This is a genomic window from Variovorax sp. dw_308, from assembly GCF_019207085.1.
Taxonomy (GTDB): Bacteria; Pseudomonadota; Gammaproteobacteria; order Burkholderiales; family Burkholderiaceae_C; genus Variovorax.
In genome coordinates this window covers 94,889-117,246 of sequence record NZ_JAATOM010000005.1, presented here as the reverse complement: position 1 = coordinate 117,246, position 22,358 = coordinate 94,889, and the positions used below count along the sequence as shown (strand labels likewise).

The 22,358-nt window shown below is 66.5% G+C and carries 15 protein-coding genes; 11 read left to right on the top strand and 4 right to left on the bottom strand.

Annotated features, from left to right (window positions below):
* From HCU76_RS12570 to HCU76_RS12555, 4 genes are all read left to right on the top strand, one after another.
* A complete protein-coding gene (locus HCU76_RS12570) occupies window positions 1–1,467 on the top strand; it encodes a TrkH family potassium uptake protein (protein ID WP_213956084.1) in 1,467 nt (488 codons plus the stop codon).
* Window positions 1,468–1,564: 97 nt separating this feature from the next.
* Window positions 1,565–2,851: a glutamate--cysteine ligase gene (gshA, locus tag HCU76_RS12565; RefSeq protein WP_213956083.1), complete on the top strand. Its 1,287-nt coding sequence runs from the start codon at window positions 1,565–1,567 to the stop codon at window positions 2,849–2,851.
* Between the two features lie 189 nt (window positions 2,852–3,040).
* Complete coding sequence (locus HCU76_RS12560; protein WP_218509482.1) at window positions 3,041–4,909, top strand: potassium transporter Kup; 1,869 nt, start codon at window positions 3,041–3,043, stop codon at window positions 4,907–4,909.
* 203 nt (window positions 4,910–5,112) lie between these two features.
* Window positions 5,113–5,841: an SDR family oxidoreductase gene (locus tag HCU76_RS12555; RefSeq protein ID WP_218509481.1), complete on the top strand. Its 729-nt coding sequence runs from the start codon at window positions 5,113–5,115 to the stop codon at window positions 5,839–5,841.
* 91 nt (window positions 5,842–5,932) lie between these two features.
* On the opposite strand, the gene HCU76_RS12550 is transcribed toward HCU76_RS12555, so the two are convergent.
* Window positions 5,933–6,871: a polysaccharide deacetylase family protein gene (locus HCU76_RS12550; protein WP_218509480.1), complete on the bottom strand. Its 939-nt coding sequence runs from the start codon at window positions 6,869–6,871 to the stop codon at window positions 5,933–5,935.
* Window positions 6,872–7,175: 304 nt separating this feature from the next.
* On the opposite strand from HCU76_RS12550, the gene HCU76_RS12545 reads away from it, so the two are divergent.
* The 7 genes from HCU76_RS12545 to HCU76_RS12515 all read left to right on the top strand — a co-directional run bounded on the left by HCU76_RS12545 (window position 7,176) and on the right by HCU76_RS12515 (window position 18,396).
* Window positions 7,176–8,387, top strand: a complete 1,212-nt coding sequence (locus HCU76_RS12545; RefSeq protein ID WP_218509479.1) for a benzoate/H(+) symporter BenE family transporter — start codon at window positions 7,176–7,178, stop codon at window positions 8,385–8,387.
* Window positions 8,387–9,343 carry a glutathione synthase gene (gene gshB, locus HCU76_RS12540; RefSeq protein WP_218509478.1) on the top strand — a complete coding sequence of 319 codons (957 nt, stop codon included), beginning with the start codon at window positions 8,387–8,389 and terminating at the stop codon, window positions 9,341–9,343. Before HCU76_RS12545 ends, gshB begins: the two co-directional genes overlap by 1 nt.
* 412 nt (window positions 9,344–9,755) lie before the next feature.
* Entirely contained in the window at window positions 9,756–12,131 is a 2,376-nt protein-coding gene (locus HCU76_RS12535) for an SdrD B-like domain-containing protein (RefSeq protein WP_218509477.1), read from the top strand.
* Entirely contained in the window at window positions 12,128–13,228 is a 1,101-nt protein-coding gene (locus HCU76_RS12530) for a hypothetical protein (protein WP_218509476.1), read from the top strand. Before HCU76_RS12535 ends, HCU76_RS12530 begins: the two co-directional genes overlap by 4 nt.
* A 269-nt stretch (window positions 13,229–13,497) precedes the next feature.
* Window positions 13,498–15,708, top strand: a complete 2,211-nt coding sequence (locus tag HCU76_RS12525; RefSeq protein ID WP_218509475.1) for a type I secretion system permease/ATPase — start codon at window positions 13,498–13,500, stop codon at window positions 15,706–15,708.
* 23 nt (window positions 15,709–15,731) lie between these two features.
* The gene (locus HCU76_RS12520; RefSeq protein WP_256354157.1) at window positions 15,732–17,021 is read left to right on the top strand and encodes an HlyD family type I secretion periplasmic adaptor subunit; all 1,290 of its coding nucleotides are present in this window, start codon (window positions 15,732–15,734) and stop codon (window positions 17,019–17,021) included.
* A gap of 1 nt (window position 17,022) precedes the next feature.
* Window positions 17,023–18,396 (top strand): TolC family protein, encoded by a 1,374-nt coding sequence (locus HCU76_RS12515; protein WP_213956074.1) that lies wholly within the window; start codon window positions 17,023–17,025, stop codon window positions 18,394–18,396.
* On the opposite strand, the gene HCU76_RS12510 is transcribed toward HCU76_RS12515, so the two are convergent.
* From HCU76_RS12510 to HCU76_RS12500, 3 genes are all read right to left on the bottom strand, one after another.
* Entirely contained in the window at window positions 18,342–19,646 is a 1,305-nt protein-coding gene (locus tag HCU76_RS12510; protein ID WP_218509473.1) for a PepSY domain-containing protein, read from the bottom strand. The genes HCU76_RS12515 and HCU76_RS12510 overlap by 55 nt on opposite strands.
* 16 nt (window positions 19,647–19,662) lie before the next feature.
* Window positions 19,663–21,822 (bottom strand): TonB-dependent siderophore receptor, encoded by a 2,160-nt coding sequence (locus tag HCU76_RS12505; RefSeq protein WP_218509472.1) that lies wholly within the window; start codon window positions 21,820–21,822, stop codon window positions 19,663–19,665.
* Between the two features lie 80 nt (window positions 21,823–21,902).
* Window positions 21,903–22,355 (bottom strand): (2Fe-2S)-binding protein, encoded by a 453-nt coding sequence (locus tag HCU76_RS12500; RefSeq protein ID WP_218509471.1) that lies wholly within the window; start codon window positions 22,353–22,355, stop codon window positions 21,903–21,905.
* Window positions 22,356–22,358: the final 3 nt, after the last annotated feature.

Here is a 22,358-nt window from a genome sequence, read left to right as displayed (position 1 = left end):
ATGAGCGACTTCTTTCCTGTCCTGCGCGTGCTGGGTGCGCTGCTGGGCTTCTTCTCGCTGGGCATGCTGCTGCCCGGCGTGGTGTCCTGGGTGCAGAAGGACGGCCTGCTGCACGTCTGGTGCACTTCGGCCGGGGTGACGTTCGTCGTCGGCTTCCTCCTGTGGGGCGGCTTGCGCAAGTTCAAGCGCGAGCTGCAGCCGCGCCACGGCATCTTCCTGGTGTCGCTGACCTGGGTGCTGCTGCCCGTCTTCGCCAGCGTGCCGCTGATGTGGGCGCTCCAGCAGATCGGCCGGCCTGTCAATTTCACGCACGCCTACTTCGAGGCCGTGTCGGGGCTGACCACGACCGGCGCCACGGTGCTGACCAAGCTCGACGATCTGCCGCTGTCGATCAACTTCTGGCGCACCTTCCTGCAGTGGCTCGGCGGCATGGGCATCCTGGTGCTGGCGGTGGCGGTCCTGCCGCTGCTGGGCGTGGGCGGCAGCCAGCTCTTCAAGGCCGAGATCGCCGGGCCGATCAAGGACAGCAAGCTCACGCCGCGCGTGAAGGAAACCGCCAAGGGGCTGTGGGGCATCTACTCGACCTTCTCCGTGGTCTGCGGACTGGCCTACTGGGCCGCCGGCATGACGCCGATGGACGCGCTCATGCACATGTTCAGCACGGTGAGCCTGGGCGGGTTGTCCTCGCATGACGCGAGCTTTGCGCACTTCAATTCGCCTTGGCTGGAAGCGATCGCCGTCCTGTTCATGCTGGCCGCGAGTTGCAACTTCGCGCTGTATTTCATCGCCGTGCGCAAGCGCAGCCTGCGCGGCTTCTGGCGCGATCCCGAGATGCGCGCGACGCTCATCGCGTTGGTTGGCGGCGGCCTGGTGGTTTCGGCCGTGCTGTGGATCAAGGGCGTCTACGGCCCGCTCGACGCGTTGCGCTACGGCATCTTCCACACTATCTCGGTGGGCAGCACGACCGGCTACGCCACCGTCGACTACCTGAAATGGCCGGCCTTCGCGCCCATGCTCATGCTGCTGCTCTCGGGGCTGGCCACCAGCGCCGGTTCGGCCGGCTGCGGCATCAAGATGGTGCGCGTGCTGATCCTGGTGAAGCAGGCACTGCGCGAGATGACGCGGCTGGTGCATCCGCGCGCCGTGCAGCCGGTGACGCTGGGGAACACGGTGATCGACAACCGGGTGATCTTCTCGGTGCTGGCCTTCATGCTCGTCTATGGCGTGACCATCATTTCGCTGAGCATGCTGATGGTGCTGACCGACCTCGACCCCATCACCGCCTTCAGCGCCGTGCTCGCCAGCGTCAACTGCACAGGGCCGGGGCTCGGGGACATCGGGCCGTCGTCGCATTTCGGCGTGCTGACGAACTTCCAGGTGTGGATCTGCACCTTCGCGATGGTGCTGGGACGGCTGGAGCTGCTGAGTTTCCTGGCGCTGCTGACGCCTTCCTTCTGGCGCAAGTAGCAAGCCGCCAAGTCGCCGCCATCGCGCGGTTGCAAAAGCCGGGGGTCAGCCCCAATTCCCTACAATCGCACTCCGGTTTTCCGAAGGTCCCCCGTCCATGGTCCCCCACCTCGTCACCGCCCTGACCGGCCCCATCAACGAGCTCGAGCAGCGCGTGCTCGACTCCATGCCGGCCATCGAGCGCTGGTTCCGGCTGGAATGGATGGAGCACACGCCGCCGTTCTACACCTCGGTCGACGTGCGCAACGCCGGCTTCAAGCTCGCGCCCGTGGACACCAACATGTTCCCGCGCGGCTGGAACAACCTGACCCGGGAAATGCTTCCGCTGGCGGTGCAGGCCGCCCAGGCCGCGATCGAGAAGATCTGCCCGGAAGCGCGCAACCTGCTGGTCATCCCCGAAAACCACTCGCGCAACACCTTCTACCTGGCCAACGTCGCCCAGCTGGTGCACATCTTCCAGATGGCCGGGCTCAATGTGCGGGTCGGCTCCATCGACCCGGCCATCAAGTCGCCCAAGAAGATCGCGCTGCCGAACGGCGAGACGGTCTGCCTGGAGCCCGTGGTGCGCACCAAGCGCCGCCTGGGCCTGAAGAACTTCGACCCCTGCACCATCCTGCTGAACAACGACCTGTCGGCCGGCATCCCGGGCATCCTGGAAGACCTGCACGAGCAGTACCTGCTGCCGCCGCTGCATGCGGCCTGGCCGTCGCGGCGGATGAGCAACCATTTCCACAGCTACGAGGAGTTGTCCAAGCGCTTCGGTAAGCTGCTGGGCATCGACCCGTGGCTCATCAACCCGATGTATGCGCGCGCCGAAGGCGTCAACTTCGGCTCGAAGACCGGCATGGACGTGCTGGCCAGCCATGTCGATACGGTGCTGACCAAGGTGCGCCGCAAGTACAAGGAATACGGCATCAACGAGAAGCCCTTCGCCATCATCAAGCCCGACAACGGCGCCGCCGGCGTCGGCGTGCTGACGGTGCGCGACGTGAAGGACCTGGATTCGCTCGACCCCAAGACGCGCAGCATGATGAGCCCGACCGCCGAGTTCGAGCCGTTGATCGTGCAGGAAGGCGTGCTGACCAACGAGCGCGTGCACGATGGCGTGGCCGAGCCGGTGGTCTACATGATGGACCGCTACGTGGTCGGCGGCTTCTACCGCGTGCATGCCGGCCGCAGCCCCGATGAAAGCCTGGTCTCCCCGGGCGCGAGCTTCGTGCCATTGGCTTTTTCGGAGAGTGCGCACTTACCTCAGCCCGGCGCCAAACCCGGCGCCAGCGCGCCGAACCGCTTCTACATGTACGGCGTGGTGGCCCGGCTGGCCATGGTGGCGGCCAGCTACGAACTCGAGGCGACCAATCCGGACGCCGAGGTCTACGAATGAGGGGCGGCCGCCCGGCGCCCCCGCCGATTGACGCCAACCGGCCACAACGCCCCTTGCGGCCCTCGGCCGCAGCGTCAAAATAGCAGCCCCACAGCAATCGGACAAAAAGAGGGCGGGAGGGTGAGCGAGGCAGCGCAGGCGGCCCGCGGTGCCCGGCATCCTTCGCCGACCCGCTCTTCAGCGACCCTCGTGTCAGCCCCCAAATCCTCATCCGCCGCGCTGATCATCGCGGCCATCGGCGTCGTCTACGGCGACATCGGCACGAGCGTGCTCTATGCGATGAAGGAAGTGTTCGCGCATGGCCACGTCGAATTCACCATCGACAACGTCTACGGCATCCTGTCGATGTTCTTCTGGACCCTGACGGTCATCGTTTCCCTCAAGTACGTCGTGCTGGTGCTGCGCGCCGACAACGAGGGCGAGGGCGGCCTGGTCGCCATGCTGGCGCTGGCCTCGCGCGCGGTGCACGACAAGCCCAAGCTGCGCCAGGTGCTGCTGTTGGTGGGCATCTTCGGCACCTCGCTTTTCTACGGCGACGGCGTCATCACGCCGGCCATCTCGGTGCTGTCGGCCGTCGAGGGCCTGGAAGTGGTGTCGCCGCACTTCACCGAATTCGTGATCCCGGTCACGCTGGTAGTGCTGTTCTGCCTGTTCTTCGTGCAGAAGAGCGGCACGGCCGGCATCGGCAAGTTCTTCGGGCCGGTCACCCTGACCTGGTTCGCGGTCATCGCGGTGCTGGGCGTGAATCAGATCCTCACCCACCCGGAGATCCTCAAGGCGCTGAGCCCGTACTACGCGCTCAAGTTCATGTGGGAGAACCCGGTCACCAGCTTCATCATCCTCGGCGCCACGGTGCTGTGCGTGACGGGCGCCGAGGCGCTCTATGCCGACCTGGGCCACTTCGGCAAGGGCCCGATCCGCATCGCGTGGTTCTCGGTGGTCATGCCGGCGCTCACGCTCAACTACTTCGGCCAGGGCGCGCTGCTGCTGGAGAACCCCGAGGCGGTGAAGAACCCCTTCTTCAACATGGCACCGGACTGGGCCCTGATTCCGCTGGTGGTGCTGGCGACGGCCGCCACGGTGATCGCGTCGCAGGCTCTGATCACAGGCGCCTTCAGCGTCACGCGACAGGTGATCCAGCTCGGCTACCTGCCGCGGCTGAACATCGAGCACACCAGCGTGCGGACCGCCGGGCAGATCTACATCCCGGTCGTCAACTGGGGACTGTTCGTGGCCATCGTGCTGGCGGTGGTCATGTTCCGCTCGTCGGACAACCTGGCCGCGGCCTACGGCATAGCCGTGACCACCGACATGCTGATCACCACGGTGCTGACCTTCTTCGTGATCCGCTACGCGTGGAAGCTGCCGCTGGCGCTGTGCATCGCGTCGACCGCCTGGTTCTTCGTCGTCGACTTCATGTTCTTCGCGTCGAACCTGCTCAAGCTGCACAAGGGCGGCTGGTTCCCGCTGATGATCGGCGGCGCGGTGTTCACCCTGATGATCACCTGGAAGGAAGGCCGCCGGCTCATGGGCGAGGTGCAGCGTGCCGATTCCATCGACCTGCAGAGCTTCCTGGATTCGGTGTTCGTGAGTCCGCCCACGCGCGTCGAAGGCACGGCCGTGTTCCTGACCGCGGAGCCCGGCGTGGTGCCGAACGCGCTGCTGCACAACCTCAAGCACAACAAGGTGCTGCACGACCAGAACATGTTCGTCACCGTGCGCAACCACGAGGTGCCCTGGGTGCCGATGGACAAGCGCATCGAGATCGAGGCGCTCGGCCATCACTGCTGGCAGATCACGGTGCACTACGGCTTCAAGAACGACATCGACCTGCCGCGCGCATTGGAGAACGCGCGCATGCGCGGCTGCCAGCTGGAGCCGATGACGACCAGCTACTTCCTCTCGCGCGACGTCGTCATCCCGACGATCGGCAGCGGCATGGCGCCGTGGCGCGAGAAGCTGTTCGCGCAGATGCACCACAACGCGAGCGGGGCGGCGGACTTCCTGGGGCTGCCGAACAACGCGGTGGTAGAGCTGGGGTCGAAGATCGAGATCTAGCGGCAGCCGGCGCGGCGCCGCGCGCCACGTCGAACGTGTCATGCGAGCGCGCCGGTGAATCTGCCGGGTGAAGGCGCTCGTGTCTCAGGGAAGTCCCTCGGGCGCAGGCGCGAGAAAGTATCGGCGCGAAACCCTTGCGATATCCCTGCGAGCGTCGACGGCGTCTATCGTTGCTGTCGGGACGACAGCACTGGAGACACGGCATGGCAAGAGAACTGGAAGGCAAGGTCGCGGCCGTCACCGGCGCGGCGTCGGGTATCGGCCTGGCGAGCACCGAGGCGATGGTGGCCGCAGGCGCACGCGTGGTGATGGTGGACCGCGACGAGGCAGCGTTGCAGGCCCATTGCAAGACACACGGCGATGCGGTGATCCCGCTGGTCATCAACCTGCTCGACGCCAGGGACTGCGCGACCCTCCTGCCGCGGGTGCTGGAGAAAGCCGGCCAGCTCGACATCCTGCATGCCAATGCCGGCAGCTACGTCGGCGGCGACCTGGTCGACGCCGATACCGACGCGATCGACCGGATGCTGAATCTCAACGTCAACGTCGTGATGAAGAACGTGCACGACGTGCTGCCGCACATGATCGCGCGCAAGACCGGCGACATCATCGTCACGAGCTCGCTGGCGGCGCACTTCCCGACGCCGTGGGAGCCCGTCTATGCGTCGTCGAAGTGGGCGATCAACTGCTTCGTGCAGACGGTGCGTCGCCAGGTGTTCAGGCACGGCATCCGGGTCGGCTCGATTTCACCGGGCCCGGTCATCAGTGCGCTGCTGGCCGACTGGCCGCCGGAGAAGCTGCAGGAGGCGAGGGAGTCCGGCAGCCTGCTGGAGGCTAGCGAAGTGGCGGAGGTGGTGAAGTTCATGCTGACGCGGCCGCGCGGCATGACGATCCGCGACGTGGTCATGATGCCGACCAACTTCGACTTGTAGGGAGTCGCGAAGATCGCGCGTGTGCGCCCGGGCGAAGGCCTGGCCGCGATGGCCGCAATGACCGCGGTTCAGCCGCAGCGCCAGGACGTGCTCATGCGAAGTCGCCAGGCCGTTCGGCCGCGAGCGTGTCCATGTGGCTGGCAATGGCGCCCGGCGTGGTGAACCAGATCTCGCCGCGGTCCCGCGCAGCTGCCAGGTGTTCCAGTACCGGACGCAGGTGGCGCAGGCGGTACGGCTGGCCGACGATGTACGGATGCAGCGCGAGGCCCATCACGAGCGGTTGCCGGCGCGACTGCTGCCGCATCTCCTCGAAGTTGTCCACCACCATCGCGCCGAAGTCCCTCATGTCCATCTGGCGCGCCACGATCATCGGGATGTCGTTGAGTTCCTGCGGATAGGGCACCGACCAGATCGAGCCGCCTCCGCGCGTGCGCATGCGCATCGGCTGGTCGTCATGGCACCAGTTGAGCGTGTAGCGATAGCCGGTTTCGGCCAGCAGGTCGGGCGTGATCGCGCTCTCCGAGATCCATGGAGACAGCCAGCCCGCCGCGTGCTGCCCGCTCTCGCGCGCGATGCTTTCGCGGCAGCGCAGCAGCAAGGCGCGCTCGGCTTCTTCGCAGAGCGTCCCTTGCCGCTCGGCATTGCTGTGGCCGTGGCCGATCAACTCGTCGCCGCGCGCCGCGAAGGCCTGCACCAGTTCCGGGCAATGGTCGTAGAGCGCGGTGTTGATCAGCGTGCCGGTCGGCAGTGACAGCGAATCGAACAGATCGAGGCAGCGCCACGCACCGACCCGGTTGCCGTACTCGCGCCAGCCGTGGTTCAGCACGTCGGGGTGCGGCGAGACTGGTCCGATGCTGGCGCCGAGGCCGTCGCCGAACGCGAAGTGCTCGATGTTGAAGCCGATGTACACGGCCAGCCGCGCACCGTTCGGCCACGCGTAGTCGGGTCGACGCGTGATCGGCCGGTAGTCGAAGCGATCGTGCGCGGGGAGCAGGTCGGGCCAGCGCAGAGTGGCGGAAGGGCTGTCCATCAAGGTCTCCGGGAGTGCATTTCCATGGCGGGATCGCGAGCAAGTCCTGTACCGGTTGCTCACACGATCTGCGACGGATTGTCGACAGGATGCGTGAATCGTGTCGATGCTGGCACAGCAATGGCGAGCGACTGCGTGTCCGCCGACTGCGGCTTTCCGCCAACGACGAAGAGCCCGACGGCCGCGTAGCCTGCAATGACCATTGTTGCTGGCCAACTGCTTCAGCCTGGACCCGGTCGCCGCTGCCGACTGGCATTGAGCCCCTCGTCGGGCGACGTCGCCGCCCAGCCGGCACAATCGCCCGATGCGTTTTTTCAAGGACCTCAGCCTTTCGGCATTCACCGCGGGCTTCGTCGCCGTGCTCGTGGGTTTCACGAGCTCGGTGGCCATCGTGTTCCAGGCCGCGCTGGCCTTCGGCGCCACGCCTGAAGTCATCAGTTCGTGGATGTGGGCATTGGGCATTGGCATGGGCCTGGCCTCGGCATTGCCTTCGCTGTGGTGGCGCATGCCCGTGATGATCGCGTGGAGCACGCCGGGCGCGGCAGTGCTGGCCGTGGCCGGCGCGGGCTATTCGATGAACGAGGCGGTCGGCGCCTTCATCGTCTGCGCGGTGCTCATCACCATCGCGGGCGCCACCGGCTGGTTCGAGCGAGTGATGAACAGGATCCCGATGGCCATTGCCTCGGCATTGCTGGCAGGCGTGCTCGCCCGGTTCGGCCTGCAGGCCTTCATCGCCGCGCAGACCGCCCTGCCATTGGTGCTGCTGATGCTGGCCGCCTACCTGCTGGCCAAGCGCTTCATGCCGCGCTATGCCGTGCCGCTGACGCTGCTGGTGGCGATCGTCTTCGTCGCGTCGCGCGGCCAGTTGGCCTGGAGCGGCGTGCACTTCAAGCTCGCCATGCCGGTCTTCACGATGCCCGTGTTCACGCTCCAGGCGGCCGTGAGCCTGGCGTTGCCGCTGTTCGTGGTGACGATGGCCTCGCAGAACCTGCCCGGCGTTGCTGCGATCCGGGCGGCCGGCTACGACATGCCGATCAGCAAGCTCATCACCATCAGCGGCCTGGCCACGCTCGTGCTCGCGCCCTTCGGCGGCTTCGCGCTCAACCTCAGCGCCATCACCGCTGCCATCTGCATGGGCCGCGAGGCGCACGACGATCCGGCGCGGCGCTACACGGCGGCCGTCAGTTGCGGCGCGATCTATGTCGTCATCGGCCTGTTCGGCGCCGCCGTCACGGGTTTGCTCACCGCGTTCCCGAAAGAACTGGTCGCGGCCATTGCCGGCTTCGCGTTGCTCGGCACGATCGGCGGCGGACTGGCCGCGGCGGTGCGCGACGAATCGCATCGCGAGGCAGCGCTCATCACCTTCCTGGTCACGCTCTCGGGCGTCACGCTCGCCGGCATCGGCTCCGCCTTCTGGGGCGTGGTGGCCGGCGCCATCGCGCTGGGCATCCAGCAATTGGGCCGCCGCCGCGCCGCACCCGAATCCTCTCCCTCGAACGCCGAAAAGGCCTCCTGATGAACATCCTCTTCGTTGCCGATCCGCTCGAACATTTCAAGATCTACAAGGACACCACCTTCTCGATGATGCGCGAGGCGCAGCGGCGCGGGCACGGCATCTCGGCCTGCGAGCCGACCGATCTCGGCTGGCAGACCGGCCAGCCCGTGACGGCCAGGGTGCGCGACATCACCCTCACCGGCCATGCCGACCAGTGGTTCACGGAGACGCCGGCGCGCGTCACGCCGCTGCACACCTTCGACGCCATCCTCATGCGCAAGGACCCGCCCTTCGACGCCGAGTACATCTACGCCACGCACCTGCTCGGCCAGGCCGAACGCGAAGGCGCCAAGGTGTTCAACAAGCCGGCAGCCTTGCGCGACCATCCCGAGAAGCTCGCGGTGATGGAATTCCAGCAGTTCACCAGCCCCACGCTCGTCACGCGCGACCCGGCCGCCGTGCGCGCCTTCCATGCCGAGCACAAGGACATCATCCTGAAGCCGCTCGACGGCATGGGCGGCATGGGCATCTTCCGCGTGCGCGAGGACGCGCTGAACCTCGGCTCGATCACCGAGACGCTGAACAAGAACGGCGCCGAGACCATCATGGTCCAGCGCTTCGTGCCGGAGATCTCATTGGGCGACAAGCGCATCCTCATCATCGCCGGCGAGCCGGTGCCCTTCGTGCTGGCGCGCATCCCGCAAGGCACCGAGGTACGCGGCAACCTCGCGGCCGGCGGCAAGGGCGTGGCACAACCGCTCAGCGACAGCAACCGCAAGATCGCCGAAGCGGTCGGCAGTGCGCTCGCACCCCGTGGCCTGCTGCTGATCGGGCTCGACGTGATCGGCGACTACGTGACCGAGATCAACGTGACCAGTCCGACCTGCTTCCAGGAAATCACGGACCAGACCGGCTTCGACGTGCCCAGGCGTTTCGTCGACGCGTTGGAAGCAAGCGTGGACAGTGCACCTCGCTAAAAGACCTGCCAAGCCGACGCTCGTTGTCGGTGACAAAGCGTCGACATTGCAGCCGTTCGATTCGTGTAAAGGTTCCCGTCTCCGAGCGTACTAGTGCAATCGGCGGTCGGCTAAATAGCACTTTGTGTTTAGTATCCGAGCCGGGTCCATTTGTTTCGGTAGATGGGCTCGATTGGTAGGGGGATGCATGAACAACACCGGCGGAGCACCTAAGCGTGCGACCGGCGGACGCAACCAAGTTGGCTGAGATGCGCGCGTGGCCTGGGAATTCCAGTTCGACGTGCCGCTGAATTCGGTCCGGCGGTCGCAGGCCTCTCTCTTCCTTTTGCTGTTCCCGGTTTCCTGTGCAGTCGCGCCTTCGTGTCGACCGCCGGGTGAGCGGGGTAATTATTTTTAGCCAAGGACCGCTCATATGGCCACCCCCTATTTCTCCACTCCGATCGTGGTCGTCAAGCCGGCGGAGCCCGGCAACGACAGCTACTACGACGTGCTCTTCAACGCCGTCTCGCCGCTGGGCCCGACCGGCACGGTCCTCGACGGTTGGTGCATCCAGCCGTTCGTCAGCCTCGACTACAACAACGGGTACAGCTACTCCGGTTATGGCTATCCGGCCTTCGAGGTGGCAGCCGACAACAACTTCACTGCGAGCGGCGCCATCAACTGGCTGCTCAACTATTACCGCAGCGGCACCTCCGGCTATACGGCCATGGATGTCCAGAACAGCATCTGGCACCTCGTGGCTGAAGACTTCGGCGACACCAGCGGGCTGACGCAGCTCGCGTTGAGCCACAACGACTTCGTCCCTGATGTCGGGGACGTGATGGCCGTGGTGATCGATCCCGTGACTGCGGAGCAACGCCACGACCAGAATCTCATCGTCGAGACCAAGGCCGCCAAGCTCGGCGACCGCGTCTGGCATGACGCCGATGCGGACGGCGTCCAGGACGCAGGCGAGGCCGGCATCGCTGACGCCACCGTCCAGCTGGTGCGCGACGCCAACGGCGACGGCATCATCAGCGGCGCCAGCGAAATCCTCGCGACCACCTCCACCGACGCCAACGGCAACTACAGCTTCAAGGGCCTCACGCCGGGCCTGAGCTACCAGGTCCGGTTCACCGACCCGGCAGGCTACGACGCGGCCAGCCCGCGCCAGTCCGACGGCAGCGCCACGTCCGGCACCAACAGCGACGGCAAGCTGTCGAACGTCATCTTCCTTGCCCCCGGCGAGTACAACGCCACCGTCGACTCCGGCTTCTACAAGTACGCCACCATCGGCGACAAGGTCTGGAACGACACCAACGGCAACGGCATCCAGGACACGGGTGAGACCGGCAAGTCCGGCGTCAGGGTGGAGCTCTACACCTGCGGCGTCAACGACCAGCCCGGCACCCTGGTGTCCACGCAAACCACCGATGCCAACGGCAACTACAGCTTCAGCGGCCTGAAGCCCGGCGACTATATGGTCAAGTTCATCGCCACCGACGGCACCGTGCTGAGCACGGCCAATGTCGGCAACGATGCGCTCGACTCCGATGCAGGCGGCAACGGCTTCACCGGCTGCTACACGCTCAGCTCCGGCGAGACCAACACCACCGTCGACGCCGGCTTCAAGCAACCCAGCACGGCCAGCATCGGCGACCGCGTCTGGAACGACACCAACGCCAACGGCGTACAGGACGCCGGCGAGACCGGCAAGGCGGGCGTCATCGTCAACCTGTTCGTCTGCCAGGACGGCGTGCCCTCGGCCCTGATCGGCAGCACCGTCACCGACGCCAACGGCAACTACCACTTCAACAACCTGCCCGCGGGCATGTACATCGTCCAGTTCACGAGCTTCGATGGCTCGGTCCTGAGCACGTCCAACGTCGGCGTGAACGATGCAGCGGATTCCGATGCAGGCGCAGGCGGCTTCACCGGCTGCTACACGCTGGGCGTCGGCGAGACCAACAACACCGTCGATGCCGGCTTCTACAAGACCGCCACCCTCGGCGACAAGGTCTGGAACGACAGCAACGGCAACGGCGTGCAGGACGCTGGCGAAACCGGCAAGGCCGGCGTCAAGGTCGAGCTCTACACCTGCGGCGTCAACGACCAGCCCGGCGTGCTGGTGTCTACGCAGACCACGGACGCCAACGGCAACTACAGCTTCAGCGGCCTGAAGCCCGGCGACTACATGGTCAAGTTCATCGCCGCGGACGGCTCGGTGCTCAGCACCGCCAACGTCGGCAACGATGCGCTCGACTCCGACGCGGGCAGCAACGGCTTCACCGGCTGCTACACGCTCACCTCGGGCCAGACCAACACCACCGTCGACGCCGGCTTCTACAAGCCCGCCACCCTCGGTGACCGCGTCTGGAACGACACCAACGGCAACGGCGTGCAGGACGCGGGCGAGACCGGCAAGGCCGGCGTGAAGGTCGAGCTGTACACCTGCGGCGTCAATGACCAGCCCGGCACGCTGGTGGGCACCAAGACCACCGACGCCAACGGCAACTACAGCTTCAGCGGCCTGAAGCCCGGCGACTACATGGTCAAGTTCATCTCCACCGATGGCACGATCCTGAGCACCGCCAACGTGGGCAACGACACGCTCGATTCGGACGCCGGCAGCAACGGCTTCACGGGCTGCTACACGCTCACCGAAGGCCAGACCAACAACAGCGTCGACGCCGGCTTCACCAAGGGCGGCAGCATCGGCGACACCGTGTGGCTGGACAGCATCGGCGACAAGGTGTGGGTCGATACCATCCCGGCGGCTGGGAAAACACCTATGTGGCAGGAGGCGTGACCCACTGGGTCCACGGCTATACGTTGGCGGATTTCGGAACTTACAGCGACACGGCCGACCAGTTGCAGCAGTTCGGGACGTACAACACCGGTGTTGCCAACGACGCAGACACGCTCGCGGCGGTGGTGGTCTCCGGGTTGAAGGGTGCGACGGCGGCCTATGCCGATATCGTTTACAACGGACAGGTGCTGGACTTCAGCCAGGGGCAGACCTACACGATCTCCGTGGCTGACATCAATGCCGGAAAGCTGGACCTCGACTTCCATGTTGCATACCAGGTCTACAACCTGGCGTGGCAGATGCAGGACACCGGCACCGTCGCCAACCCGTACTGCTACGACGGCTCCATCCTGTCGAACACGGGCATGACCGTCATCAGCACGCCCATCGCGCTGGACCTCAACGGCGACGGCAAGATCGGCGTCACCGGCGCCACGTCTTCCTACGACAAGGACGCGCATGCCGCGCTGGGCCATACGGTGCAGTTCGACATGGACGGCAACGGCACCAAGGAAACCACCGAGTGGTTCGACGGTTCCGGCGACGGCATTCTGATCGACAACCGCGATGGCAACGCCGCGCACGACATGAACGGCGCACGCTTGTTCGGCGACCAGGGCGGTGCCTACGGCAACGGCTACTACAAGCTTGCAGCGTTGGACATCAACCACGACGGCAAGCTCTCGGGTGGCGAACTCAAGGGCATCGAGCTGTGGGTCGACAACGGCGACGCGGTGGTGCAGTCGGGTGAAATCCAGACGCTGGCGCAGCATGGCATCGACGCCATCGGCATTGAAGCGTCGTTGACCTACGACGCTCAGGGCAAACTGCACATCGAGTCCACGGCAACGCGTACCGACGGCAGCACGCTGATGACCGAAGACGTGTTTTTCGCAGGCACGACCGAGGCGGCCCCGACGCTGTCCCAGTTGCTCGGCAGCGACTCGCTCGACGGCGTGCTGGGCACGGTTGCGCCGACCACCGCAGTGGCTTCCAACGATGCGGATGCGACGATGGACGTCAGCGACGCGGCCGATGTGCTGCGCAAGCTGGTGGCAGCCATGAACAGCGAACAGTCGCACGCCACCGCGGCCTGATCGAACGCTGAATGGACGGTGACCGGGCCCGGGTGGCCCGGTCACCGTTTTTTTTCTTACGTGCTTGCAGGCCGATTCCGCATCGGCCGCAGACGTTTCGCGTAGCCGCCCGACGGCCCAGTCGCGATGATTTGGGCAGTCTGAAAGGGAGTGAAGCCTTGTCTGGCGGTGGCCCGTTTTTGCCGGGACCGATCGCTGTGGACATCAACGCCGGAGCTCCCTCGGGCACTGCATGGCTTTCGTCATGTCCCCTTCTGACCGGGCTCCCAATGACCGAACAAATCTCTTCTCACTCCCCGCCAGACCCGAGCACCGCAACGCTGCTGCCCCAATCCCCGTTGCAGGAAAGCATTGTTTTCCTGGCCCGTTTCTTCGGCACACCGATCCAGGTCGAGCGCCTGCGCGACAGCCTTGCCGCGCATGAACAGGACCATCGCCAGGTTCCCGGCACGGAAGCCCTCGCTCAGTTGCTGGGGCACGGCGGCCTGACCGGCACGCCGCTGGGCGCCGGCAAGCGCCGCCGGCATACCGAACTGCCCGCGCTCGTGCTGGGCGACAACGGCCGCTGCGTGGTTGTGCTCTCGCTCAAGGACGGGCAGATGGAATGCCACGTGCCAGGCATCGAAGGCGTGAGCTGGCTGGACCCTGAGGCGATCGAGCGCGAGGCGCCGAACGCCCGGTGGCTCGCCGCGAGGCCGCAACTCCACTTCGACCAGCGCAGCCTGCTCTACACCTTGCCGCAGGTCGGCCGCTGGTTCTGGGACACCTTCGAGCGAAACCGCTGGATGTTCGCCTGGGCCCTGCTGGGCACCGTCGCGCTGAACATCTTCGGCGCGCTGATCCCGTTCTACAGCATGGCGGTGTACGACCGCGTGATCCCGCACAACGCGCTCGGCAGCCTGGGCGTGCTGACGACGGCGGTGGTGTTGCTGACCGGCTTTGAATTCGTGATGCGCCTGCTGCGCAGCAACCTGCTGGAAACGGCAGCGCGCCGCATGGACGTGTCGCTGTCTTCCAAGGTGTTCGCCCAGTGCCTGCGCATGCGCGCGGCCGACCGGCCGGCCTCGGGCGGCGTGCTGGCCAACACCGTGCGCGACTTCGAATCGGTGCGCGAGTTCTTCGCCACCGGCACGCTGACCGTGCTGGGCGACTTGCCATTCATGCTGCTGTACCTTGGCGTGATCGGGCTGGTGGGCGGCAAGCTGGTGCTCGTCCCGCTCATCTGCATCCCTATCCTGCTCGGCATCTCGTTCGCCTCGCGCAAGCCGCTGGCGCGCAAGGTCAACGACTCGATGCAGGAAAGCTCGCAGCGCACCGCGCACCTGTTCGAGACCATGAACGGGCTCGACACGGTGAAGGCCCTGGGCGCCGAAGCCTGGAGCCGCCGCAAGTGGGAATCGCTGACGCAGGCCATTGCCCACAACAGCCTCGAGACGCGCGAAATCACGTCGCGCATGAACTACGCCAACACCGCGGTGCTTGGCCTGTCGAGCGTCGCGGTGGTGGCCTTCGGCGCGCTCCTGATGAGCGAGCATGCGTTGAGCCTGGGCCAGATCATCGCCGTGAGCATGCTCACCTCGCGCGCACTGTCGCCGGTGAGCCAGATCGCCGGGCTCGTGCTGCGCTGGGAGCAGACCAAGCTGAGCTACACCGCGCTCAACAAGATCATGGCCGCGCCGACCGACGAGGCCGCCGCCAGCCTGCAGGCGCCGCCGCTGAGCGGCATGCTCGAGTTCCGCGACATGAGCTTCGGCTATCCGAAGCAGCCGCCGACGATCGAGCGCCTGAACCTGCGCATTCGTCCTGGCGAGCGCGTCGGCATCATTGGCAAGCTGGGCTCGGGCAAGAGCACCCTGCTCAAGCTCATCCTCAACCAGTACGCACCCGCCACCGGCGCGGTGCTGGTCGACGACATCATGAGCACGCAACTGGAGCCGCTCTCTCTGCGGCGCCAGATCGGCTACGTGCCGCAGGACGTCACGCTCTTCCACGGCACCATGCGCGAGAACATCGAGATGGGCCGCGTGCAGGCCGACGACGAGACCTTGCTCGCGGCGATGCGCAATTCATGCCTCGACGAGATCGTCACCCAGTTGCCGCAAGGCGTGGCCACGGCCGTGGGTGAGCGCGGCGAACGCCTCTCCGGCGGGCAACGCCAACTGGTCGCCATCGCACGCGCACTGCTGATGCGACCGCCACTGCTCCTGCTCGACGAGCCCAGCAGCATGGTCGACCCGGCCACCGAACAGAAGTTGATCGCCCGGCTGCGCGCGCTGCCGCGCACTACCGTGGTCCTCGTGACGCACCGCATGGCAATGCTGGCGCTGATCGACCGTCTCGTCGTCATGGACCGGGGCCGCGTCGTGGCCGACGGTCCGCGCGACGAAGTGCTGAAGGCCTTGGCGCAACGCCCGCAGGGCAACGACGCCAGGCCTGCCGCACCCCAGGCCCCATCCAACGAAATGCGAGTTGCATCGTGAGTGAAGAACTGAAAGCCCGGCCGATGCCGGCATCCCATCCCGATCCCGACCACGGGCCGCGCCGAACCATCCTCGCCATGGTGGCGGTGGTCGCCGTGTTCATCGTGGTGTCCCTGGTCTGGGCCACCTTCGCCAGCCTCGACGTCGCGGTGCAGGCCAAGGCCGTTGTCACCGCCCCGAGCAAGCTGCAGGAAGTGCAGAGCCTGGAAGGCGGCATCGTGCAGGAAATGCTGGTGTCCGCCGGCCAGAAGGTCAGGAAGGGCCAGTTGCTGGTTCGGCTGGACACCGCCCAGTACACCGCGGGTCTCGGTGAGAACCGCCAGCGCTACCTCGCTGCATTGGCCGGTCGTGCGCGCACCGACGCGTTGCTCAACGGCGGCTCGCCGAAGTTCGATCCGGCCTGGCGCACGGAAGCGCCCGAGCTGATCGAAAAGGAAACGCAGCTGTGGCGCGACGCCCTGCGCGAATACAACGCGGGCATCGATGCCGCACGTGAAGGCACTGCGCGTCACAGCGGCGAACTGCGCGAAGCGCAAGCCCGCATGCAATCGCTCGCGCCCTCCGTGAAGGTGGCCGAAGAGAGCTTCGCCATCGAGGAGCGCCTGTTCAAGGAAGGCGCGGGCGCGCGTGCCGACTACTTGGGCGCGCAACAGAAGCTGCTGGCCCAAAAGGCCGAGCTCGATGCGCTGCGCCAATCGATCCCGCGGCTCAAGGCTGGCCTGGCCGAAGCCGACGCCGCGGCCACGCAGAGCTCGTCGCGACTGCGGGCGCAGTGGGGCGCGGAACGCTCCGAGTTCGAAACCAAGGTCACCAGCCTGGCATCGACGCTCGAAGGCCATGAAGACCGCGTGGCGCGGCGCGAGCTGTCATCGCCGGTGGATGGTGTCGTCAACCGCGTGCTGGTGCCGACCAAGGGCGGCGTGGCGCTGCCCGGCAAGCCGATCGTCGACATCGTGCCCGACGAGGCCTTGCTGCAGATGACGGCGCGCGTGCTGCCGAGCGACATCGGCTTCCTGCATCCCGGCCAGGCCGCACACGCCCGCGTGCTGGCCTACGACTCCTCGACCTACGGACAGATGGATGCAACGGTTGAGCGCGTCGGCGCCGATGCGATCACCGACGAAAAGGGCGAGTCCTATTTCGAAGTGCAGCTGACGGCCGCGCGCGACCAACTCAAGGAGCACGGCAAGCCCCTGGCGATCAGCCCCGGCATGCCCCTCGACGTGAGCATCCTGACGGGTCAGCGCAGCGTCATGCAGTACCTGCTCAAGCCTGTGTTGCGCGGTGTGCAGGGCGCATTGCAGGAACGTTGATATGTACAACCCATTTGATTCCACCAGGCCCTCGCGCCTGTCCGCCGCGGTCCTCCTTGCATGCTGCATGCTGGCCGCATCCTCGACCGTGATCGCGCAGCAACGCACCGTGGCGGCCGGTGACGTCCTGCCGGGCGGCGTCCGTGCGTCGCAGGGCCTGCCGGCTCCGAGCGGGCCCGCCGAATCCTTGCAGGAACTGTTGGCCCGCGCGCTGGAGCAAGACCCGCAACTGCAGGTGTCCAGCGCATTGCTGGGCGTCACCGAGGAGCGCCGCGCGCAGGCTCGCTCGCGCCTTGGCCCGGTGCTCAGCGTGCAGGGTTCGCGCGGCCGATCGGACGATCGCAATTTCGGGCGCGTGGTGCAGGGAACGACCGACCAGTCCAACGTTGCGCTGCGGTGGAACGTCTTCAATAGTGGCAACGACCTGGTCGAGTTCAAGGGCTCCACGCAAGACGTTGCGGCGGCGCAGCAGGACGTGCGTCGTGCGCGCGAGGAAATCGGCGAACGCATCGCGGATGCCTACGCCGAGATCCTGCGGCACGAGGAGCTCCTGCCGTTTTCGCACGAGCGCATGAAGGAAGCCAGGCGCCTGCTGGCCCAGGTGCAGCGGTCCAACGAGTTGGGCAAGCTGGCCGATGTCGATGCGCGCCAGGCCCAGGCGGCCTATCTCGACGCCGAAGTGGCGCAAGGCCAATTGCTGGCCGACCTGCGTTCGGCCCGCGACCGCATGATCATCATCACGGGCAGCGAGTTGAATCCGACCAAGCCGGTGAAGCTGCCTGCCCAATTGCTGGCCAACGATGCGCCGACCGGATCCGCCGGCGTCGTGGCCGCGGCCGAGCTGCGCGCCGACGCGGCCCAGCAGCGCGTGCTGCCATGGCTGTCGAGCTTTTCGCCGCGCGTGGACGTGGAATACAACAAGCTGCTGAGCAACAACACCGTGCCCGCTTCCGACCCGACGCAATTGCGCGGCTGGCAAGTAACTGCGCGATGGGACTTGCCGCTGGGCGGCGAGAACCAGGCGCGGCGTGCAGAAGGCGTGCTGCGCGCCACGGCGGCCAAGGCCGAGGCGGATCGCGTGCTGCGCACCGTGCAGGCCGAGCTTGCGACCCTGCCGCCGCGCATTGCGCACAGTGAAGAGGCCATCGCCCAGCTCGACCTCCAGATCGCCCAATACGACGAGCTGGTGCGCGCGGGCGACATTCAGTTCCAGGCCGGCCGCCGCAGCCTGACGCAACTGGTGCAACTGCTCGACAGCCGTTTCGTGGCGCAGCAACGCCGCGCCGAAGAGCGGCTCAAGTTGCTGACCTCGCGCTTCCGCTACCTGGCGTTGAGAGGCGACTTCCTCGCGGCGATGGACCTGGCGCCGCGCTGAGCCTCGGCCTCGGCCTCGCGCAGGGCCTGCAGGCGGCGCGACCGCCGCTTGCGCTCCCAGATCACGATGCCCGTGACCGACAGCATCGCCACCATCAAGCCCATCAGCGACATCATGATGCGGCCCGGCATGCCGAGGATGCGGCCGGAGTGGAGCGGGAACTGGAGCTGCACGAACACGTCGGCGGCAGTGCCCTTCCAGGGTACGTTCTGGCTCAGCACGCGGCCGTCATGCGCGTCGATGTAGAGGTTGGCCAGGCCCATGCCGCCCTGGCCGCTTTCGGCGCCGGGGTGGAAGAAGGACACGTTGTAGAAGCCGTAGCGCGCCTCGTAGTAGATGCCGCCCGGCGGCAGGTCGAAGCCGCGCCGTAGCGCCTCGGCCTTGGCGCGCTCGACGACCTCGGCAAACCCCAGCGTCGGCGCGATGGTCGTGCCCAGCGGCGCCATCGGGCGCGTCTCATACGGCCCGGGCGTGGTCTTCGAGACCAGCGACAGCACCGGATAGAACACCTCGCGGTACAGGTTCAGCGAGAACGAGGTGAAGGCGATGACGATGATGAAGACCCACACCCACAGCCCGCCCGCGCGATGCAGGTCGAAGTTGAGCTTGTAGCCGCCGGCGCGCCAGCGCACGGCCCACGCCGGCATCCAGCGCGACAGCCAGCCCTTGGGCGTGCGATGGTCAGGATGCACGGAAGGCCGCAGGCGCCGCGGCGTCGTCAGGTAGAGCGCCACGAAGCTGTCGAGCAGCCAGACCAGCGCCACGCTGCCCATGATCCAGTAGCCGATGCGGTCGGTGCCCCACATCGCGGGAATGTGCAGGCTGTAGTGCACCGTACGCAGGAAGGGCATCAGGCTCTCGCGCGAGAGCGACACGGCGGTGGAATCGCGCCGGCCGATCATCCTCGCCGTGACCGGGTCGACGAAGACCTGGTTGTAGCCCAGCACAAACGGTTGCTGCGTCGCCGGATTGGTGCGCGGCTCGACGAAAAAACCCGCCGTATGCCCGATCTCGAAGTTCAGCGGGATGTAGCTCACCTTTGCGCGTGGGTCCGCGGCCTCGACCGACGTGGCGAGCGCGATCGGATCGCGAAACTCGCCGCGGCTGTCGGTGTCGTAGAGCGCGCTGTTGAGCCACTCGTCGATCTCGTGGTCCCACGACGTCACCGCGCCGGTCAGCCCGGCGACGATCAGGAACAGCGCGACGGCGAGCCCGGCCCAGCGATGGATGAGCGTCCAGAAGGAACGCATCGGCGCCCGATCAGATTCAGAAGTTGATGGTCCCGGTCAGCGAGAAGGTGCGCGGCGTGCCCAGCGTCAGGTAGCCGGCGCCGGGATAGCCGCCGGCCGAGGCCCAATAGTTCTTGTTGGTCAGGTTGTCGATGCGGGCACGCAGCGTGAGCAGGCGGTTGTTGCCGATGTCGACCAGGTAGCGCGCGCCGATGTCGAAGCGGGTCCACGACGGCACCTGCTGCAGGTTGGCGCCGTCGGCGTACACGGAGGAGGTGTAGAGGACTCGGCCGTTGAGCGACAGGTTGCGCACGCCCGGCACGTCCCAGTCCACGCCGAAATTGGCTTGCTGCTTCGGCACGCCGATCACGCGGTTGCCGTCCAGCAGGCCGCCGGGCGTGCTGACCTGCTTCGCGTCGAGGAAGGTTGCGCCGCCGAGCAGGCGCAGGCCCTTGGCGGGCTCGCCGTACACCGTCAGCTCGACGCCCTTGTTGCGCTGTTCGCCAAACACCCCGTAGACGCCGTTCCGCACATAGGCGCTGGGCTTGTTGGTGGTGAAGTACGAGAGCGCGCCGCCGAAATTGCCGCCGTCGTACTTGACGCCGACTTCCTTCTGTTTGGCCACGTACGGTGCGAACACCTGGCCCTGGTTGATGATGTTGACGCCCTGGGCGGTGTCGCCCTTGACCAGGCCTTCGATGTAGTTGCCGTAGACCGAGATCTGCTTGGTCGCCTTGACGAGCAGGCCGCCCATCGGGCTCGTCCTCGACGCGGAGTAGGCAGCGCCGAACGGGCCGAAGGTCTGGTCGTCGATCTTCTGGTCGCGCGCGCCCAGCGTGAGCAGCACGCGGTCATCCCAGAACGACATCGTGTCGCCCAAGGCGAAGCTGCTGTTCTTGATCGATTCGCCGAAGCTGCCGGTGAACGGCGTGGTCTGGGGCGGAACCGGGTAGGGGAAGTACAGGTTGTTGGCGAAGTTGTTCGACAGCCCGTAGTTCACGTTGGAGTCCGAACTGAAGATCGAGCCGGACGCCGTGAGCACGTGGCCGACGCTCCCGGTCCTGAACTTGCCGCGGATGCCGACCTCACCGGTGGCGATGTTGTCGTCGCGCTGGTTGTCGAAGCGATAGCTCGTGGTGGTGCCGTCGATCGAGGTCAGCGTCGGCGGTGCGAAGGCGGCGAACTCGCGGCCCTGGCGGCCACCGACGGCGGCCCACGCCGTCACGTTTTGCGTGATGTCGACTTCGCCGCGCACGGTGGCGAAGGTGTCGCGTTCGTTCGAGAAGGTCCACGGCTGCGAGAAGCCCTGGGAGGCGTCCGGGGCCTTCGGCACGGGAATGCCGGCGGCCAGCGTCAGGCTGGGTTGCGAACGCTTGAGTTCGTAGTTCTGGTAGCCGAAGTCGGCCGACAGGCGCACGTTGCTGCTGTGCCAGTCGAGGCCGACCGAGACCAGGCCGAGCCGGGCCCGCTCGTCGCCGGCGCCGGTCCCGCCGTCGCGGCCGGCCGCGTTCAGCCGGATGCCCGTCGCCTGGTCGGGGCCGAAGCGGCGCGAGATGTCGGCGGCCACATAGCCGGTCTGGCTGCTTTCGACACCGGCCGTGACCTCGGTCAGCGACTCGCTGGCGGCGCGCTTGGGCACCACGTTGATCAGGCCGCCGAGACCGCCGCCCGAAGTCGCGCCCGAGCCGGCGCCGTTCAGGAAGGCACTCGCGCCGCGGAACACCTCCACGCGCTCGACCAGTTCCGCCGCCATGTACTGCCGGGGCACCAGGCCGTAGAGCCCGTTGTAGGCCACGTCATCCGAGGCGACCGGGAAGCCGCGCACGAAGTAGGTCTGCTGGAAGTTGCCGAAGCCGCGTGCCACGCGCACGCCCGGGTCGTTCAACAGCACGTCGCCGATGCTCTGCGCCTGCTGGTTGGCGATCAACTCCTGCGTGAAGCTGTTGATGCTGAACGGCGTACTCATGTTGTCCTGGTTGCCCAGGATGCCGATGCGGCCGCCGCGCGCCACCTGGCCGCCTGCGTAGGGCTTGGTCAGGCCTTCGGCCGATGCGTCGGCCGCGGCGTCCACGGTGATCGTCGGCAGCACGCCCGCCTGCGCGGGTGCCGCCGCGTTCTGGGCATGCGCGGCGAAGGCCGAAACGGCGAGCAGCGTGGCGGTGACGTGCGGGAGCGGGCGGAAGGCGTGGGCGGGCATGTAAGCGGTTCCAATGCGAATACTAATGAGAACCGTTATTATTGCCGTTCCGTACGCTCCGAAATAATGGTTTTCCTGCGTTATGCAACAGCCGCTTGGTGAATTGCGGCTCGAATCCGTGAATAAGTGCCGCAGCGGCAAATGTTTCCATTCATGGCCTGGTCGATTTCCGCATCGGTCGGCCGGGGCGTCTTGCGCAACAGGGCACAGGCGCTCATGAGCTGGCCGCTCTGGCAGTAGCCGCACTGCACCACGTCGACCGCGGTCCACGCGGCGCGCAAGGCGTCGGCCTCCTTGCCGGCCAGACCCTCGATGGTCGTGACATGCTTTCCGACAGCCGCCGAGAGCGGCGTAACGCAACTGCGCACGGCTTCGCCGTCCAGGTGCACCGTGCAGGCGCCGCACAGCGACATGCCGCAGCCGAACTTGGTGCCGGTCATGCCAAGTTCGCCGCGCAGCAGCCACAGCAGCGGGGTGTCGGCTTCGGCCTTCACGTCGATGTCTTTTCCATTGATGTTCAGTGAGGTGGGCATGGT

Bases quoted from the DNA above. Each gene is read 5' to 3' on its own strand.
- HCU76_RS12500 (WP_218509471.1), bottom strand. From the start codon at position 22,355: ATGCCCACCTCACTGAACATCAATGGAAAAGACATCGACGTGAAGGCC.
- HCU76_RS12525 (WP_218509475.1), top strand. From the start codon at position 13,498: ATGACCGAACAAATCTCTTCTCACTCCCCGCCAGACCCGAGCACCGCA.
- HCU76_RS12515 (WP_213956074.1), top strand. From the start codon at position 17,023: ATGTACAACCCATTTGATTCCACCAGGCCCTCGCGCCTGTCCGCCGCG.
- HCU76_RS12535 (WP_218509477.1), top strand. From the start codon at position 9,756: ATGGCCACCCCCTATTTCTCCACTCCGATCGTGGTCGTCAAGCCGGCG.
- HCU76_RS12570 (WP_213956084.1), top strand. From the start codon at position 1: ATGAGCGACTTCTTTCCTGTCCTGCGCGTGCTGGGTGCGCTGCTGGGC.
- gshB (WP_218509478.1), top strand. From the start codon at position 8,387: ATGAACATCCTCTTCGTTGCCGATCCGCTCGAACATTTCAAGATCTAC.
- HCU76_RS12545 (WP_218509479.1), top strand. From the start codon at position 7,176: ATGCGTTTTTTCAAGGACCTCAGCCTTTCGGCATTCACCGCGGGCTTC.
- HCU76_RS12520 (WP_256354157.1), top strand. From the start codon at position 15,732: ATGCCGGCATCCCATCCCGATCCCGACCACGGGCCGCGCCGAACCATC.
- HCU76_RS12505 (WP_218509472.1), bottom strand. From the start codon at position 21,822: ATGCCCGCCCACGCCTTCCGCCCGCTCCCGCACGTCACCGCCACGCTG.
- HCU76_RS12555 (WP_218509481.1), top strand. From the start codon at position 5,113: ATGGCAAGAGAACTGGAAGGCAAGGTCGCGGCCGTCACCGGCGCGGCG.
- HCU76_RS12510 (WP_218509473.1), bottom strand. From the start codon at position 19,646: ATGCGTTCCTTCTGGACGCTCATCCATCGCTGGGCCGGGCTCGCCGTC.
- HCU76_RS12550 (WP_218509480.1), bottom strand. From the start codon at position 6,871: ATGGACAGCCCTTCCGCCACTCTGCGCTGGCCCGACCTGCTCCCCGCG.
- gshA (WP_213956083.1), top strand. From the start codon at position 1,565: ATGGTCCCCCACCTCGTCACCGCCCTGACCGGCCCCATCAACGAGCTC.